This window comes from Arthrobacter sp. BF1 (assembly GCF_056680215.1).
The window spans coordinates 2,605,663-2,620,790 of sequence record NZ_CM155271.1; the positions used below are offsets into that span (position 1 = coordinate 2,605,663).

Annotated in this window: 15 protein-coding genes; 8 read left to right on the forward strand and 7 right to left on the reverse strand. The window is 66.0% G+C overall.

The genetic code is table 11. From position 1 onward, the window contains the following. Positions 1 to 59 precede the first annotated feature (59 nt). Positions 60 to 1,169, forward strand: coding sequence for an LLM class flavin-dependent oxidoreductase (locus AC1MCD_RS12210; RefSeq protein WP_498672265.1), 1,110 nt, complete (start codon positions 60 to 62; stop codon positions 1,167 to 1,169). Continuing rightward, the gene (locus AC1MCD_RS12215; RefSeq protein ID WP_498678319.1) at positions 1,169 to 1,639 is read left to right on the forward strand and encodes a MarR family winged helix-turn-helix transcriptional regulator; all 471 of its coding nucleotides are present in this window, start codon (positions 1,169 to 1,171) and stop codon (positions 1,637 to 1,639) included. The genes AC1MCD_RS12210 and AC1MCD_RS12215 overlap by 1 nt, the downstream gene beginning before the upstream one ends. A gap of 9 nt (positions 1,640 to 1,648) precedes the next feature. Here AC1MCD_RS12215 and AC1MCD_RS12220 read toward each other — a convergent pair whose 3' ends face one another. Continuing rightward, entirely contained in the window at positions 1,649 to 2,455 is an 807-nt protein-coding gene (locus AC1MCD_RS12220) for a transglutaminase-like domain-containing protein (RefSeq protein WP_498672267.1), read from the reverse strand. 70 nt (positions 2,456 to 2,525) lie between these two features. After that, positions 2,526 to 3,335 carry a hypothetical protein gene (locus AC1MCD_RS12225; protein WP_498672269.1) on the reverse strand — a complete coding sequence of 270 codons (810 nt, stop codon included), beginning with the start codon at positions 3,333 to 3,335 and terminating at the stop codon, positions 2,526 to 2,528. 97 nt (positions 3,336 to 3,432) lie between these two features. Here AC1MCD_RS12225 and AC1MCD_RS12230 point away from each other — a divergent pair, with 97 nt between their 5' ends. The 3 genes from AC1MCD_RS12230 to AC1MCD_RS12240 all read left to right on the forward strand — a co-directional run bounded on the left by AC1MCD_RS12230 (position 3,433) and on the right by AC1MCD_RS12240 (position 5,523). Then, positions 3,433 to 4,095, forward strand: coding sequence for a DUF1684 domain-containing protein (locus tag AC1MCD_RS12230; protein WP_498672271.1), 663 nt, complete (start codon positions 3,433 to 3,435; stop codon positions 4,093 to 4,095). Between the two features lie 70 nt (positions 4,096 to 4,165). Continuing rightward, positions 4,166 to 5,014, forward strand: coding sequence for a fumarylacetoacetate hydrolase family protein (locus AC1MCD_RS12235; RefSeq protein ID WP_498672273.1), 849 nt, complete (start codon positions 4,166 to 4,168; stop codon positions 5,012 to 5,014). Between the two features lie 17 nt (positions 5,015 to 5,031). Beyond that, complete coding sequence (locus tag AC1MCD_RS12240; protein ID WP_498672276.1) at positions 5,032 to 5,523, forward strand: GtrA family protein; 492 nt, start codon at positions 5,032 to 5,034, stop codon at positions 5,521 to 5,523. An 88-nt stretch (positions 5,524 to 5,611) separates the two neighbouring features. Here the strand turns inward: AC1MCD_RS12240 and AC1MCD_RS12245 are convergent, their stop codons facing one another. The 5 genes from AC1MCD_RS12245 to AC1MCD_RS12265 are packed head-to-tail and all read right to left on the reverse strand — an operon-like array spanning position 5,612 to position 11,551. After that, entirely contained in the window at positions 5,612 to 6,769 is a 1,158-nt protein-coding gene (locus tag AC1MCD_RS12245; RefSeq protein ID WP_498672277.1) for a cysteine desulfurase family protein, read from the reverse strand. 7 nt (positions 6,770 to 6,776) lie between these two features. Next, positions 6,777 to 7,649 carry a carboxylating nicotinate-nucleotide diphosphorylase gene (gene nadC, locus AC1MCD_RS12250; protein WP_498672278.1) on the reverse strand — a complete coding sequence of 291 codons (873 nt, stop codon included), beginning with the start codon at positions 7,647 to 7,649 and terminating at the stop codon, positions 6,777 to 6,779. Continuing rightward, positions 7,646 to 9,484 carry an L-aspartate oxidase gene (locus AC1MCD_RS12255; protein WP_498672279.1) on the reverse strand — a complete coding sequence of 613 codons (1,839 nt, stop codon included), beginning with the start codon at positions 9,482 to 9,484 and terminating at the stop codon, positions 7,646 to 7,648. The genes nadC and AC1MCD_RS12255 overlap by 4 nt, the downstream gene beginning before the upstream one ends. 25 nt (positions 9,485 to 9,509) lie before the next feature. Beyond that, positions 9,510 to 10,844 (reverse strand): quinolinate synthase NadA, encoded by a 1,335-nt coding sequence (gene nadA / locus AC1MCD_RS12260; RefSeq protein ID WP_498672281.1) that lies wholly within the window; start codon positions 10,842 to 10,844, stop codon positions 9,510 to 9,512. Then, complete coding sequence (locus AC1MCD_RS12265) at positions 10,841 to 11,551, reverse strand: NUDIX hydrolase (RefSeq protein WP_498672283.1); 711 nt, start codon at positions 11,549 to 11,551, stop codon at positions 10,841 to 10,843. Before AC1MCD_RS12265 ends, nadA begins: the two co-directional genes overlap by 4 nt. A 182-nt stretch (positions 11,552 to 11,733) precedes the next feature. Between AC1MCD_RS12265 and AC1MCD_RS12270 the strand changes: the two genes are divergently transcribed. The 3 genes from AC1MCD_RS12270 (at position 11,734) to AC1MCD_RS12280 (ending at position 15,073) form a co-directional block, all read left to right on the forward strand. Further along, positions 11,734 to 13,113: an amino acid permease gene (locus AC1MCD_RS12270; RefSeq protein WP_498672286.1), complete on the forward strand. Its 1,380-nt coding sequence runs from the start codon at positions 11,734 to 11,736 to the stop codon at positions 13,111 to 13,113. Positions 13,114 to 13,292: 179 nt separating this feature from the next. Further along, positions 13,293 to 14,120, forward strand: a complete 828-nt coding sequence (locus AC1MCD_RS12275) for an alpha/beta fold hydrolase (protein ID WP_498672288.1) — start codon at positions 13,293 to 13,295, stop codon at positions 14,118 to 14,120. A gap of 71 nt (positions 14,121 to 14,191) precedes the next feature. After that, on the forward strand, positions 14,192 to 15,073 hold the full coding sequence (locus AC1MCD_RS12280; RefSeq protein WP_498672289.1) for a serine hydrolase: 882 nt from the start codon (positions 14,192 to 14,194) through the stop codon (positions 15,071 to 15,073). Positions 15,074 to 15,128 lie beyond the last annotated feature (55 nt).

The following is a 15,128-nucleotide window of genomic DNA, read 5'->3' on the forward strand; positions in this document are numbered from 1 at the left end:
CATGAACATCTGGTATGTTGATAGCAATCCCAGAGAAGTCCAGGAACGGAAGGCCAACCATGCAGATCGGCGTATTCAGCGTCAGCGATATCACCACTGACCCCACTACGGGCCGGACGCCCACGGAGAACGACCGCATCAAGGCGTCCGTGGCGATCGCCAAGAAGGTCGAAGAAATCGGTATGGATGTCTACGCCATCGGCGAGCACCACAACCGCCCGTTCTTCTCCTCCTCGCCCACCACGACGCTGGCGTACATTGCAGCCCAGACTGAGCGGATCACCCTTTCGACGGCCACGACGCTGATCACCACCAACGATCCCGTCAAGATCGCCGAAGACTTCGCCATGCTGCAGCACCTGGCCGACGGCCGCGTGGACCTGGTCCTGGGCCGCGGCAACACCGCCCCCGTTTACCCTTGGTTCGGCAAGAACATTCAGGACGGCGTTGAACTGGCCATCGAGAACTACAGCCTGCTGCGCCGTCTTTGGGATGAGGACACTGTCAACTGGTCCGGCAAGTTCCGTACCCCGCTGCAGAACTTCACCTCCACGCCGCGGCCGCTCGACGGCGTCGCCCCCTTTGTGTGGCACGGTTCCATCCGCACGCCACAGATCGCCGAAGTGGCGGCCTACTACGGCGACGGCTTTTTCGCGAACAACATCTTCTGGCCCAAGGAGCACTACCAGCAGCTGATCGGCCTCTACCGCGAACGCTACGAGCACTACGGCCACGGCACGGCAGACCAGGCAATCGTGGGCCTCGGCGGCCAGTTCTTCATGCGCAAGAACTCCCAGGATGCCGTCAAGGAATTCCGCCCCTACTTCGACAACGCACCTGTGTACGGCCACGGACCGTCCATGGAGGACTTCACCTCGCAGACTCCCCTCACCGTGGGAAGCCCGCAGGAAGTGATCGAGAAAACCCTGACGTTCCGCGAGTACTTCGGTGACTACCAGCGCCAGCTGTTCCTGATCGACCACGCAGGCCTGCCGCTGAAGACCGTCCTCGAGCAGCTGGATCTCTTCGGCGAGGAAGTCCTCCCCGTCCTGCGCAAGGAGTATGCCGCCAAGAAGCCGGCCCATGTGCCGGATCCCCCCACCCACGCCGGCCGGGTAGCTGCTCTGATGGCGTCCCAGGCCAATGAAACAGCATCCTCGGAGGCATGATGGCCGCTGAAGGGAAGGAAGCTCCGAGCCGCCTGGCGGCGGAAACCTGGGAGTCCTTGTTCCGGGCACAGGTTGCGGTCATGCGAAGGCTCCAGGCAGGCAAAGCCTTCCGAAATGTTGCCATCAACGAGTACGACGTCCTTTTCACGCTCTCCCGGTGCCCGTCCGGGTGGCTGCGCCTTAATGAGCTTAATGACCATGTCCTGCTGAGCCAGTCGAGCCTCAGCAGGCTGGTGGAGAGGCTCGAAAAGCGCGGCCTCGTGGACCGGATGCCCGCCCCGGACGACGGCCGGGGCGTCCTGTTGAAGCTGACCGAGGAAGGGGCGGCACTGCAGAAGGAGATCGGCCGCGAGCACGTGCGGGACATCTCCAGCCTGGTGGGGCCGGCCCTGACAGCTGCCGAGCAAAAAGAGCTTCAGCGGCTGACCGAAAAGCTCCGCAATTCCGTGGGTGCCAAACCACTCAAGTGAACGCTGGGCTCAGCCCAGAGCCACCAACTTGGCCGGATCCTCGACGGGCAGCTGGCCGTTGACCACAGCGGTGACGCGCAGCTCGTTCAGGGTCAGGCGCCCGCCCACGGTGGACAGGAACGCTGTGTCGGATGAGTCGCGGCCTGCCGTGATCCGCAGCATCGACTCCCGCGGGGCCAGCCCCGTGGGGTCGATGACATGCCAGGCCCCATTGACGTGGGCCTCCGCCACTGCGTGAAAATCCATCGGGGCAAGCCCCGGCGCATAGACGGCCGCGAGCCGTGCCGGGATGTCCTTGGAGCGGAGCAACGCGATGGCCAGGTGCGCGAAGTCGCGGCATACGCCGCGGCGGTGCAGGAGCGTTTCCACCGCCCCGTCGGTGCCTCGCGAAGAGCCGCTGACGTACCTCAACTCGCCGTAGACCCAATTCCTGACTGCCTGGAGCAGTTCAGCACCGTGCAGGCCGCCGAACTCGGCGTAGGCGGTGGGCAGGAGCCGATCGGACTCCGCGTAGCGGCTCGGCCGGACATAACGGATGAGCTCGGCCAGGGTTGGCTCGTCCGGCTCCGCCTTGCCTGCAACCGTCGCAGAGTACTCAACCGTCACTTCGACCGGCTCAGCAAACTCCATGTAGTGGAGGCGGCCGCCGTGATAGTCGGCCAGTTCCCGGAACGGAACAGCGGCCCCGCCAGCCGTGACGGTGAGGGATTCTTCGAAGGAGGTGTAGCCGCTGTTTTTGGCTACGGCGATAGCCAAGGCTGCCTTGGTGTCAGCCACGGTCTTAAAAACGATGCGTGCGGCAACGGTGCGTTCCATGTATCTCCGGGGTGTGAGGTAGTGGCAGAACAGCCGCTCTGCCCCGGCGCTGATGGCGCCGGGGGCGGGACTAGTTTTTGATCTCCAGAGACATTAGCATCCGCTGCACGTTCGCGAAGTCCGGACCCTCATTGACGTACTTGGCGGCCTGGTCCAAGGTGTCAAAGGCCTTGGCCGGGGCCACCTTCTCATCAGGGGCAAAGGCTTTCAGGGCAATGACGTCGCCAAAAGAGTAGTCTCCCTTGCCCGCCGGACCGCGGACCACGTTGCGCAGTTCGCAGGCCTGCCCGTCCGCACCGCCAACAATGTTGGTGATGCCGTACGAGCCGAAGTAACGGTAGCCCTGGATCACCCGGTACACGGCGTGCGGCGCAATGGTGCCCTCGCCCGACAGGCCGGGAGGTGCCACCGGCACGCTGCTGATGACAACGTAGGGTTTCTTCCCGGCGTCAGGGCACGCCGGATCCGACGGCGGCAGTCCCGTTCGCAGGGCAGCCATGAAGGTGCCGTCCTGCTTTTTCACCTCGATCTTCAACGCACCGGGCAGGGCCCCGTCCTCAGGGGTGACAGACTGGGCGATCCATTCGTCAGGGAGGTCAAAACTGATGGCGCGGCCGGGGTCCGTAAAGGTTTTCCACACGGCTGCTGTGGCGGCCGGTCCGGGAGTCGCAGGGGCCGACCCGCTCGGCGCGGGAGCAGGCCCCGACGCCGGCGAACTGCTGCCCGCGCCTGTCGCGCCGGGCGCGGAGCCGGAAGACGCCCCCGGCTGCGCAGTCCATGCCGGGCCACTGCCGCCGGGGGCACTGCATCCGGCAGCCAGCGCCCCGGCCATCAGAAGCGTCGCGGTCCGAAGGCCCCAGGATGTCGCCCTGCTTGTCATTCAAACAGCCTATCGGCAGATGAAGGGGGGACCCGGGGGCAGGTGCCTCGTGTCGCCGTCGGCCATTCCCCGCAGCCAAGGGGCTAGGCTGGGGAGCATGAGGGATGAGCATTACGGCACGGAAGAAGTTGGCCTGGCGGATATCTCTGCCCTCGAGATCGCGGACTGGCGGCTCCGGACGTTTGCCCTGTACGAGACTGTGCGGAGAATTGCCGCCGATGACCCCGCCGAGGCCCACTCGCTGTGGCGGCATGAACGCGACCGCATGTTCGCGACGCACCCGGCCTCAGCCCTCACGGCTGAGGATAAGGCGCAGTTCTCCGGCCTGAAGACGGCGGACTACGATCCTGTCTACCGGTTCTACGTTCCGCTGACTCCTGAAGGGGCAGGGCGGGAGATGACCGCCGAGACCACCACGGACGGCCTGATCCGGTTCATCCGGCTCGGCACGTTCGACCTTCCCGAACTGGGCCAGCTCGGAGTATGGAAGCTACACGGTTACGGGGGCGGAATTTTCGTTCCGTTCCGCGATGCCACCGCCGGTAAGCCCGGCGGCACCTACGGCGCCGGACGCTACCTTCTGGACACCATCAAGGGCGCCTTCCATGGAGTCCACGGCTCCGGGCCTGGCGCCGAGTTCGTCCTGGACTTCAACTTCGCCTACAACCCGTCATGCGCGTACAACGATGCCTGGGCCTGCCCGCTGCCCGGGCCCTCCAACCGCCTGGCCGTGGAGATCCCGGTGGGCGAGCTGTACTGAGCCGGCTCCCGCTGGCCACGCATTCGGGTCCGGCCGCCGTCAGACATCCCCAAGGACGTAGGATGTCTTCATGACTTCCACCGCCCTCCGCCGTGTTGCCCGCGTCCGCCCAGTGTCACCTGCTGCTGCCGACGAGCATTTTTACGTGGCCAACGACGCCCCCGATTTCAGTTCGGAGGCCGGACGGTCCTGGACAGTTGTCGAGTCCCCCTTCGCCGCTTCCCGGGCAAACGCGAACAGCCCGGCACGCTCCGGCTGGGAGGCCGGCACTGTAGTGGAGCAGGACTCGTTCACCTTCCTGGCACCCTCGGTGCCCGCCAATGTCCTGGGCATGGCACACAACACCGGCCAGCCCGGGCGGGACCTCCCGCCGCAGGCTTTTCACAAGGCCGCCACCAGCGTCATCGGCCCCGGTGACGCCATTGAGCTGAGCTCCACCGTTGGCTACGTCGACCCGGAAGCCGAGCTGACCGTCGTCGTCGGCCGCACCGTCCGCGGCCTGACGCTGGAAACCGCCCGGAGCGCCGTCCTGGGCTTCACCATCGGAAATGACGTCTCCGCGCGGGACCTGCAGAAGTCGGATGACCTGTGGATCAGCGCCAAGAGCCAGGACACGTTTACCCCCGTTGGGCCCTGGATCGTCTCCGGACTCGATGACGCCAACCTCTCCATTGGCATCGTCCACAACGGCACCGAGCTCAAGCCCGCCAGCAGCGCCGACCTCGGCTGGAAGGTGGACGAAATTCTGGTCTATCTCAGCTCCTTCATGACCCTGCATGCAGGCGACCTGGTGCTCACCGGCTTCCCGGCTGAATGCGCCCGTATCCACCCCGGCGACACCGTGGTGTGCCGGGTGGAGGGTATCGGCGAACTCGCCAACCCCGTCAAAGCTGCGTCTTGGGAGGAAACGGCCGCCTGATCTGTCAGGCTGGACCCATGGAATCCCCTCCTGCGCCCAGCGCCCAGCTGACGCAGCAGTCCGCCCGCCGCGCGCCAGCCACCAGGCACTATCGCGGAATCCTCAGGTTTCCGGCGGTGCGGCAGCTCATCCGTTTCACCGGGGTAGGTGTCATCTGCACCGCATCCTCGCTGGCACTGTACGCAGTGTTCCGGCAGTGGATTGATCCCCAGCTCGCCAACGCAGCAGCGCTCATCGTGACATCCGTCATGAACACCGCCCTGAACCGCCGGCTGACCTTCAAGATCACGTCCGACCGGAAGCGGGCGCAGGATCACCTGAACGGGCTGATTCTCATCGCCATCGCGTTGGTCATCACCGGAAGCAGCCTGGGGATCCTGCACGCGGTCCATCCGGCGGCCACTGTCAGCGACGAGCTTTGGACCACCACATTGTCCGGGTTTGTTGCCACGGCCGTGCGGTTCACATTGCTGCGGCACTGGATCTTCCGCCGCGCCCGCCACATCTGAGCTCCCACTCCCAACCAAGTAGCGCTATCTGTCGTTTTGAGGGCCCAAACCGACAGATAGCGCTACTTACTTGGGCCGGCGGGAGGCGTTAGCCGCGGCCGAGGTTCCGGACGCTTCCGACGGCGGTGCCCACGGCTTCCGCCGCCTGCCCCAGTTCCGCTGCGGTCACCGCTGAGGTGAAGCTGAACCGCACCGCCGTCTGGGCGACCTCCGCCTCGAAACCGAGTGCCGTCAGGACCGAAGAGGGCGCGTCGGAGCCCGCGGCACACGCAGACCCGCTCGAACACACCACCCCCTGCCGCTCCAGTTCCAGAAGCACCGACTCTCCGCTGGTCCCCGGAAAACAGAACGACGCCACGGACGGCAATCGCTCGGCGGGGTGACCGGTCAGGAGAGCTCCGGGAACGGATCCGAGGACATCGCGGATGAAGCCGTCCCGCAGGGCAGTCACATGGTCTGCGGTCTGCAGCTGAGTTGACTGCGCCAGTGCCAAGGCGATGGCCAGGCCCACGGCACCGGCCACGTTCTCGGTTCCGGACCGCCGGCCGCGCTCCTGGCCACCGCCGTGCAGCAGCGGTTCGATGCGGGTCCGGCCGCGGACGAACAGCACGCCGCAGCCCTTGGGCGCGCCCAGTTTGTGGCCGGAAAGGCTCAGCGCATCCACTCCCAGCGCCTTGACATCCAGGGGCAGCCACCCTGCGGCCTGGACGGCGTCGGTGTGGAACGGGATGCCGTGGGCGCGCGCCAGTTCCGCCAGTTCCGCAACCGGCTGGATGGTGCCAACCTCGTTATTGGCGTACATGATACTCACCAACGCCGTCTCCGGCCGAAGAGCAGCAGCGAGCGCTGGGGACGTCACCAGCCCGGTGCTATCCACCGGGACCACGTCCACGAAAAAGCCATGGAACCGCTCCAGATACCGTGCGGACTCCTCCACGGCGGGATGTTCGACGGCGCTGATCACCACCCGGTTGAGCGACGGGTCCGCCGCCTGCCGGGCCAGCGCGATCCCCTTGACGGCAAGATTGTCCGCCTCCGTGCCGCCGGAGGTGAAGGTGACCTCACCGGGCCGGCAGCCCAGCACCTTGGCTACTGCCGCGCGGGCATCCGCGAGCGCGGCCGCAGCGGCCTCGCCCAGCGAGTGGTGGCTGGAGGGGTTGCCGAAATCACCGCTCAGGAAAGGCCACATGGCCTCCAGAACCTCCCGGCGGACGGGTGTGGTGGCGGCGGCATCGAGGAAGATCATGGCCGGGTCAGCCGGCGCTCAGTTCGACGTCCAGGCCCAGGTCCAGCGCGGCGACGCTGTGGGTAAGCCCGCCGATCGAAATCACGTCCACCCCGGCGGCGGCGATGTCCGCGACCGTCCCCAGGTTCACGTTGCCGCTGGCTTCCACGATGGCCCGCCCATCGACCTGCTTTACTCCGGCGCGAAGCTCATCGATGGTGAAGTTGTCCAGCATGATGGTGTCCACACCGGCGGCGAGCACGGGTTCAATCTGGTCAGCACTGTCTACCTCCACCTCGAAGTGCGTGGTGTGCCCCAGCTGTGCTTTCGCCGCAGCCAGCAGGCCAGTGAGTTTGGCGGGGTCTCCCCCTGTCATGACGGCGAGGTGGTTGTCCTTGGCCAGCACGGCGTCGGACAGGCTGTAGCGGTGGTTCGCTCCCCCGCCGCAGCGCACGGCATACCGCTCGAGTACCCGCAGTCCGGGGGTGGTCTTGCGGGTGTCCGTGATCCTGGCCTTCGTGCCTTCGACGAGGTCCACGAACTCAGCCGTTTTGGTGGCGATGGCACTCATGCGCTGGACCAGGTTCAGCGCCACGCGTTCGGCGAGCAACACCGAGCGCGCGCTGCCGGTGACACGCGCAAGGTGCGTGCCGGCGTCGAACGCTTCACCATCGGCGAGCAGCAACTCCACCTCGGTGTCCGGGTCAACCAGCGTCATCGCATCCCGGAAAACGGTCCCCCCGCTGAACACCCCGGGAACCCGGGCGTTGAGCACTGCGGTGGCGCGGGCCTCGGCCGGGATCAGCAGCTGGGAGGTGATGTCGCCGCTGGGAGCGTCCTCGGCAAACGCCCTTCCCAGGATGTCCCGGACGGGTGCGGCGGGGAGGGTCAGGCTGGTCATTGGACGAGGCTCGCTTTCCGGCTCATGGTGTAACGCTGGTCAAAAGGTTCGACGGCGGCAGCGGCCGCCCGGCTGTCGCTGCGGTGATGCGCGCCAAGGGACTCCGGCCGCTCCCGGGCTGCATGCACCAGCAGCTGGGCAGCCAGCAAAAGATTGGCATCCTCATGCTCCGGCACATCCAACGAATCGGGCGCCTGCAAAGGAACAACATCAGCAGCCCATCCCCCCAACAAACCAGACGCCTCCCGCAACAAAGACCCATCCCGAATCACCCCGGCATTGGCAGTCATCAGCCGCCGAAGAGCATCCCGGGAAAAGGGTTCAGTCTGAACAAACGACATCTCAACCGGCTCAGGTGCCGGGCCAGTTTCAAACCGCCATGAAGTCGGCGCGGGCGCCGAGGCACTCAAGGAGAGCAATTCATCGGTGGTTGCACCCAAGTACCGCGGCCGATCGTCGTCCGAGGGTGTTCCGGAAGCGAGCGTCAAGGGGAGGCCGCCCGCGGCCGAGACAGCGAGCGGAGGAACAGCATCGGACGACACCCAACCCAACGCGTCCTCTAGGAACGCTTCAACAGCTCGGCGTCCAAAGACAAGGCCTTCGAGGAGAGAGTTGCTGGCAAGACGATTGGCACCCTGAACCCCGGTGCAGGCAACTTCCCCCGCAGCCAACAACCCGGGCACAGACGTACGCCCGTGAAGGTCGGTGACAACCCCGCCCATCCAGTAATGCGCCGCAGGGGCGACGGGGACGGGTTCGCGGGTCCAGTCGATGCCGGCCTCGCGGGTGCGGGCGCTGAGGGTGGGGAACCGCTTGGCGAGGAACCCTTTGCCCCGGCTGGCCTCGATCACGCGAGCGTCGAGGAACACGTGACCGTTGGGGTCGCCGAGCGCGGCCAGGTGCAGGGCGATGCTGCGGGAGACCACGTCCCGGGGGGCGAGCTCGGCGTCGGGGTGGTAGGCGGGCATGAACCGTTCGCCGTGGGCGTCCACCAGGACGGCGCCTTCGCCGCGGACGGCTTCGGAGATCAGCAGGGGGTCTGTGTTGGTTCCGGCGCAGTTGTCATCGGGTTCTCGGGTGTCGGCAGGCCGGACCATGCAGGTGGGGTGAAACTGGAAGAACTCCAGGTCTGCCACGGCGGCTCCGGCACGCCAGGCGAGGGCCAGGCCGTCCGCGGTGGCGACGGCGGGGTTGGTGGTCTGGGCGAACAGCCGCCCTGCTCCCCCGGTGGCGAGGAGGACGGCGTCGCCGTGGACGCCCAGTTCCCGCCCGTCGAGGAGGAAGTTGGCCCCGGAGACTCGGCCGCCGCTCTGAAGCAGGGACGTCACTTGGGCGGAGCCGATTACCTGGATCCGGCCACCGGCCTGGGCATCGAGGACAGCTCTGATCAGTGCCTGGGCCACGCGGGCTCCCGTGGCGTCGCCGCCGGCGTGCAGGATCCGCGGCGCGGAATGGGCAGCTTCGAGGCCCAAGGCGGGATCGCCGTCGTCGTCCAGATCAAATCGCACGCCGAACCGCTGCAGTCCGGCGATGTCGAAACGGGCCTCGGTGCAGAGCACGCGGACGGCCGTTTCATTGCAATGGCCGGACCCGGCCTTGAGCGTATCCGCGATGTGCGCGGCCACGGTGTCCCCGGGAGCCGGCTCATCCAGGACGGCGGAGATGCCGCCCTGGGCGTAGTAGGTGTTGCTGTCCGCGAGCGCGCCCTTCGTCAGCAGCACTACCTCCGCACCGGCATCGGCGGCAAGCAGCGCGGCGTACAGTCCGGCAATGCCGCTCCCCACGACGATCAGCCGCTGGGGACGCGGCCCGGTGGCTCGGCTCTCTGCTGTCATGGCTGGCTCGTTTCGGTTTCCGGTACTACAGCGGGCGGGCGGCGAGCATACGCTCGAGTGCAATCTTGGCGTTGTCCTGGACTGCGTCGTCCACCGTGATGCGGTTGACGATGCGTCCTTCCACGAGCTCCTCCAGGACCCAGGCGAGGTAGCCGGGGTGGATCCGGTACATCGTGGAGCAGGGGCAGATCACGGGGTCCAGGCAAAAGATAGTGTGCTGCGGGTACTCGGCGGCGAGCCGGTTGACCATATTGATCTCGGTGCCGATCGCAAAAGTGGTGGGCTCGGTGGCCGCGGCGATCGCCTTCTTGATGAAGTCGGTGGAACCGGCAGAGTCTGCGGCGTCGACAACTTCCATGGGGCATTCGGGGTGGACGATGACGTTGACGCCGGCGAACTCGGCACGGGCCTTCTCGATCTGGCCGACGTTGAAGCGCTTGTGCACGGAGCAGAAGCCGTGCCACAGGATGACGCGGGAATCGAGCAGTGCTTGTTCGTCGTTGCCGCCGAGTTCCTTGCGCGGGTTCCACATGGGCATCTGCTCCAGCGGCACGCCCATGGCCTTGGCTGTGTTGCGGCCCAGGTGCTGGTCGGGGAAGAACAGCACCCGCTGGCCCCGCTCGAAGGCCCACTCCAGGACCAGCTTTGCGTTGGAGGACGTGCAGACGATGCCGCCGTTGCGGCCGCAGAAAGCCTTCAGGGCTGCGGAGGAGTTCATGTAGGTGACCGGGATGACGGGAGCCCGCCCCTCGGCGTCGGCCTCGGTACCGAAGATTTCCTCAAGCTGTTCCCAGCACTCCTCCACGGAGTCCGTGTCCGCCATGTCCGCCATGGAGCAGCCGGCGGCGAGGTTGGGCAGGATGACGGCCTGGTCCGGGGTGGAGAGGATGTCCGCGGTCTCGGCCATGAAGTGCACGCCGCAGAAAATGATGGCCTCGGCGTCGGGCCTGGTGAGGGCGGCGTTGGCAAGCTGGAAGGAGTCGCCCACGAAGTCGGCGTACTGGATGACCTCGTCGCGCTGGTAGAAGTGGCCCAGGACCACTGCCCTGTCGCCCAGTTTTTCTTTGGCGGCGCGAATGCGGACATCCAGCTCGGCATCACTGGCGAGCTTGTACTGTTCCGGCAGCTGGCCCTGGCGGGGGGTCGCGGCCGGGGCAACGTCCGAGCTGGAGGCGCCGGGGCCGTAGGCGGGGGCGCCCCTTCGTGCCTCGGCAAGATCGTACTCCCACGGGCCTTTCGCCAGAGCCGGGCCGCAGGTGGCAGGCGCCTTGCCTGCGGCGGCGCGCCCGGTCGCGGCGTTGACCGCGGTCTCAGCCTGCTCGCGTGTGATCAGCTGGATGGCTGCGTTGACGCTGCTCATGGTGTGCTCCTGTTATCGGGGTCAAGGCCGGGGCGGCCGGTGAAGCGGTAAAGACGTGGCGGGCGGTGTTTGCCGCCTTGGAGGTATTCGCCGGTTTCTTCGATCTCCGGCGTGGATTTGAGCTGGCGGCGGAAGTTGGCCGGATCCAGGCGGGTGTCCAGGACGGCTTCGTAGACTTCCCGGACCTGGGCGAGCGTGAAGTACTCCCCCAGGAAGTGGTAGGCCACCGAACCGTAGGCCAGCTTGTTCCTGAGCCGCCAGAGCGCGTAGTCCACGATGGCGTTGTGATCGAAAGCCAGCTCCGCAACCTTGTCAGCCCGGAACCACTTCACGTTTTCCGATTCGTCGGCCAAGGCAGCTTCGGTGGGCTGGACCAGCGCCCAATAGACGATCGACACCACCCTCTGCGAGGGCGAACGGTGCAGGCCGCCAAATGCGTAGAGCTGCTCCGCGTAGCTCGGGGCCAGCCCGGTAGTCTCCCGCAGGTTCCGCGAGGCAGCGTCCTGCAGCGATTCGTTGTGGGCCAGGGGTCCGCCGGGAAGTGCCCACAAACCCTTGTACGGCTCACGAATGCGGCGGACCAACGGGATCCACAGCGTGGGGCGGCCCGAAGATTCGCTGGGGCGCAGGGCGAAGATGACAGTGGAGATGGCAAGCAGTGGTGCCGCCGTGGCCCGTTCGGAAACGTTGGCAGAACTCGTGTACATGCTTACTCACCCACTTCCTGCTGCCGGGCTCCGCATCGTCGCTTAGTTAAAGTCACTTTGACTAGAACTAATTCTACGACCACTTTCCTGCGAGTCAAAATGTTTCGCGGACCACCGGCGGAGGGGGTAAATTCAAGAGGTCCCTTTTCAGGGGGCCTCTATCCCCAAGAAGGTTCACAGGCATGACATCGAAGTCCACAGCAGCGCGTCCGGAATCCCACCTCGGCCACAACATGAAACCCCGGCAGCTCACCATGATGGCCCTCGGCAGTGCAATTGGTGCCGGGCTGTTCCTCGGTTCCGGGGCCGGGGTCCATGCAGCAGGGCCAGCCGTTCTGGTGTCCTACCTGGTTGCCGGGACGCTGATCATTCTGGTGATGTGGGCCCTGGGCGAGATGGCTGCGGCGAATCCCAACAGCGGGGCCTTCTCCGTGTACGCCGAAAGGGCCTTGGGCAAAACGGCCGGCGCCACCGTGGGCTGGCTGTGGTGGCTCCAGCTGGTGGTGGTCATCGCCGCCGAGGCCCTGGGCGCGGCAGGGCTGCTGTTTACCGTCTGGCCTGTCATCCCGGTGTGGGCACTGGCGCTGATCTTTATGGTGGCGTTCACCGCCATCAACCTGACCGGGGTCCGCAACTTCGGCGAATTCGAATTCTGGTTCGCCATCCTCAAAGTTGCCGCCATCGTCCTGTTCCTCGCCGTCGGGGCTGCGCTGTTGCTGGGCATCCTCCCCGACGTCGCCTCGCCGGGACTGGCAAACATCACGTCCGATTTTGCCCCCGCCGGGCTGGGCGGCATCGCCACGGCACTGTTCGTGGTGATCTTCGCCTTTGGCGGGACCGAAATCGTGGCCGTGGCCGCCGCGGAAACTGAAGATCCGGAGCACAGCGTGGGCAGGGCTGTCCGCACGGTGCTGTGGCGCATCCTCATTTTCTACATCGGCTCCGTCTTTGTCATCGCAGCCGTCCTGCCGGTCACTTCGGAGGGCCTGGCCTCCCCCTTCGCGGGCGTGCTTAACGCGGCCCGGATCCCGGGTGCCGGTACAGCCATCACCCTTGTGGCCGTCGTCGCTCTTCTCTCCGCACTGAACGCGAACCTCTACGGCGCCTCCCGCATGGTGTACTCGCTAGCGGACCGCGGCGAGGCGCCCCGTTTCCTGGCGAGCCTGAGCGGTGCCAGCGTGCCCGTGACAGCGGTGGCCGTTTCCGTGGCCTTCGGTTTCTTCGCCACCGTCCTTGAACTCCTGTTCCCTGACCGGATCCTGCCGGCACTCTTCCAACTTGTCGGGTCCACGTGCCTGGTGGTGTGGGGCACGGCCCTGGTCTCGCAACTGATTCTCCGGCGCCGGGCGGACCGGGACGGGACCAGACTGCCCCTGCGGATGAAGGGTTTCCCCGGCCTGACGGTGTTCGGACTGGTGTTGCTTGCCTTGATCTTCGCCGTCGGCTTCAGCGCCGAAAGCAGCCGGCTCCAACTGCTGAGCACGTTTGTCCTGGTCGCCTGCATTGCCGGGGCCTGCTGGCTCGGTGCCCGGGTTGCCGCCCGGAGCCGCCAGCCCAAGTAAGTAGCAGCACATGTCGTTATGAGCCCGCAAAACGACACTTACTGCTACCCAGTTGGGAGGGTGGAAACCGGTAAATCCGCTGTTGAACGGCCCGGTCCGCAGGCAGGTAAAGTGGTGCGGGAATGACGCACCGAAGCGCCGGGTCCGCCTGCGCGCCGTATTTGACGAGGACTGACACTATGAGCGGCAGGCACACCGGCGAAATGCATTCGCACACCGTGGAGGGCACCGACCCCCAGCTGTACGTGGAGGTGCATGATCCGGCCACCGATGCAGGGCTCCGGCCCGTCCTGCTACTCCATGGCTTTTCCTCCTCCAGCAAGCTGAACTGGGAGGATACGGGCTGGCTGGCTGCCTTCCTGGAAGCAGGACGTCGCGTGATTACCGTGGACCTGCCCGGGCATGGCCGCAGCGGCGCCCCGGAGGACCTTGACTCCTATACTCCCAGCCGGATCCGCGCGGATCTGCTGCAAATAGTGTTCGACGCCGGTGTGCGGCCCGTGCACGAAGGCGACCCCGCCAGCGGGGTTGACGTCGTGGGCTATTCGCTGGGCTCACGGCTGGCTTGGGAATTCGGCGCCACTCAGCCCGAGCTTGTCCACCGCATGGTGCTGGGCGGACCGAACATCGCAGATCCGTTGGCTGCCTTCGATCTCATCGGCGCCCAGCGCTACCTCGCCGACGGCACGCCGATCGCGGACGAGTCCACGGCCGGGCTGCTGAAAATGGCCATGCTCCTACCCAGCAACAACATCTTCGCGCTGCTTTCATTGGTGGAAGCCATCAAGGCCGAGCCCTTCGATCCGGCCGAAGCCGTGCCGCATATGCCCATGCTCCTGGTGGCAGGCGACAAGGACGAACGCGCCACCACCATGCCCCAGCTTGCCGAGCTCGGCCTCGGGGTGGGGTCGATGGCCGAACAGCTGGTGCTGCTGGGCCGGAACCACACCAACGCCATCACCAGCCGGGCATTCAAGCAGGGTGCCATCTCCTTCCTGGGTGTCTAGTGTTTCCGGCCATCCAACGCCTGACAGGTTTTTCTTAGCTCCCGCATAGGTTCCCCTGTTTGGATCGGCACATGCACGATCCACACCACCTGCGCTCCCGCGGCGCGTCAGCCGCAGTGCGGCGCCGTTCCGTCCTGGTGGCCGCCGCCGCGTTCCTCGCCGTGACGCTGATTGCCTGCGTCTACACCCTGGCACATGCCCTGCCGACGCCAGGCGGGGCATCGCGGACTTCAAGTGCCTCTGCCGCCGGGGCAGGCGCTGCGGCCAGTGACGCGGACCTCGACAACGCCGTAGAAGCCATCATCGCCGCCCACAGCCAGTATCAGGTGGGCGTCGCGCTGATGGATACCGTCGGTGGTCAACTCCATCAGTACGGCGTCCGGGAACCCTTCCAGATAGCGAGCACGGCGAAGGTCCTGACAGCCGCGGCCTATTACAGCCTGGTGGAGGATGGCTCGGCCTCGCTCGGGGATGAGCTGGGCGACTTCACCTCGGGATTCCAAATCCAGGCCATGATCCAGGACAGCAACAACGACTCATGGAGCCTGCTCATGGATGCCGTGGGCCTGGCCAGGCTTTCGGAATACGCGGCCTCCCTCGACATCACCTATGACGCCGAGGTGAACACGCTCTCCACCGCCGACATGGCGCACCTCCTCGCGGAACTGGCAGAAGGCAGGCTTCTCAACCAGGCACACACGGCACAGCTCCTGTCCTACATGCAGGACACCAACTTCGAAGACCTCATTCCGGCGGCGGTCCCGGCGGGCGTGACCGTGTTCCACAAATACGGGCTCCTCGACGACGAACTCCACGACGCGGCCATCCTTTCAACCTCAGCAGGGAGCTACGTGCTGGTGGTTTATACCAAGGGCACCGACTTGGGAGACGTTCCGCAACGGACCGCAGTGATCCACGACATCACGGAGGCCGTGACCGCCGCCCTCTTCTGACCCACAGCCGGACTACCCGCCTCCCGCCGCGGCCGCAGAAGGTAGGCTGGAAACG

Coding starts and splice junctions, on each gene's coding strand:
- AC1MCD_RS12210 (WP_498672265.1), top strand. CDS start 60: ATGCAGATCGGCGTATTCAGCGTCAGCGATATCACCACTGACCCCACT.
- AC1MCD_RS12215 (WP_498678319.1), top strand. CDS start 1,169: ATGGCCGCTGAAGGGAAGGAAGCTCCGAGCCGCCTGGCGGCGGAAACC.
- AC1MCD_RS12220 (WP_498672267.1), bottom strand. CDS start 2,455: ATGGAACGCACCGTTGCCGCACGCATCGTTTTTAAGACCGTGGCTGAC.
- AC1MCD_RS12225 (WP_498672269.1), bottom strand. CDS start 3,335: ATGACAAGCAGGGCGACATCCTGGGGCCTTCGGACCGCGACGCTTCTG.
- AC1MCD_RS12230 (WP_498672271.1), top strand. CDS start 3,433: ATGAGGGATGAGCATTACGGCACGGAAGAAGTTGGCCTGGCGGATATC.
- AC1MCD_RS12235 (WP_498672273.1), top strand. CDS start 4,166: ATGACTTCCACCGCCCTCCGCCGTGTTGCCCGCGTCCGCCCAGTGTCA.
- AC1MCD_RS12240 (WP_498672276.1), top strand. CDS start 5,032: ATGGAATCCCCTCCTGCGCCCAGCGCCCAGCTGACGCAGCAGTCCGCC.
- AC1MCD_RS12245 (WP_498672277.1), bottom strand. CDS start 6,769: ATGATCTTCCTCGATGCCGCCGCCACCACACCCGTCCGCCGGGAGGTT.
- nadC (WP_498672278.1), bottom strand. CDS start 7,649: ATGACCAGCCTGACCCTCCCCGCCGCACCCGTCCGGGACATCCTGGGA.
- AC1MCD_RS12255 (WP_498672279.1), bottom strand. CDS start 9,484: ATGACAGCAGAGAGCCGAGCCACCGGGCCGCGTCCCCAGCGGCTGATC.
- nadA (WP_498672281.1), bottom strand. CDS start 10,844: ATGAGCAGCGTCAACGCAGCCATCCAGCTGATCACACGCGAGCAGGCT.
- AC1MCD_RS12265 (WP_498672283.1), bottom strand. CDS start 11,551: ATGTACACGAGTTCTGCCAACGTTTCCGAACGGGCCACGGCGGCACCA.
- AC1MCD_RS12270 (WP_498672286.1), top strand. CDS start 11,734: ATGACATCGAAGTCCACAGCAGCGCGTCCGGAATCCCACCTCGGCCAC.
- AC1MCD_RS12275 (WP_498672288.1), top strand. CDS start 13,293: ATGAGCGGCAGGCACACCGGCGAAATGCATTCGCACACCGTGGAGGGC.
- AC1MCD_RS12280 (WP_498672289.1), top strand. CDS start 14,192: ATGCACGATCCACACCACCTGCGCTCCCGCGGCGCGTCAGCCGCAGTG.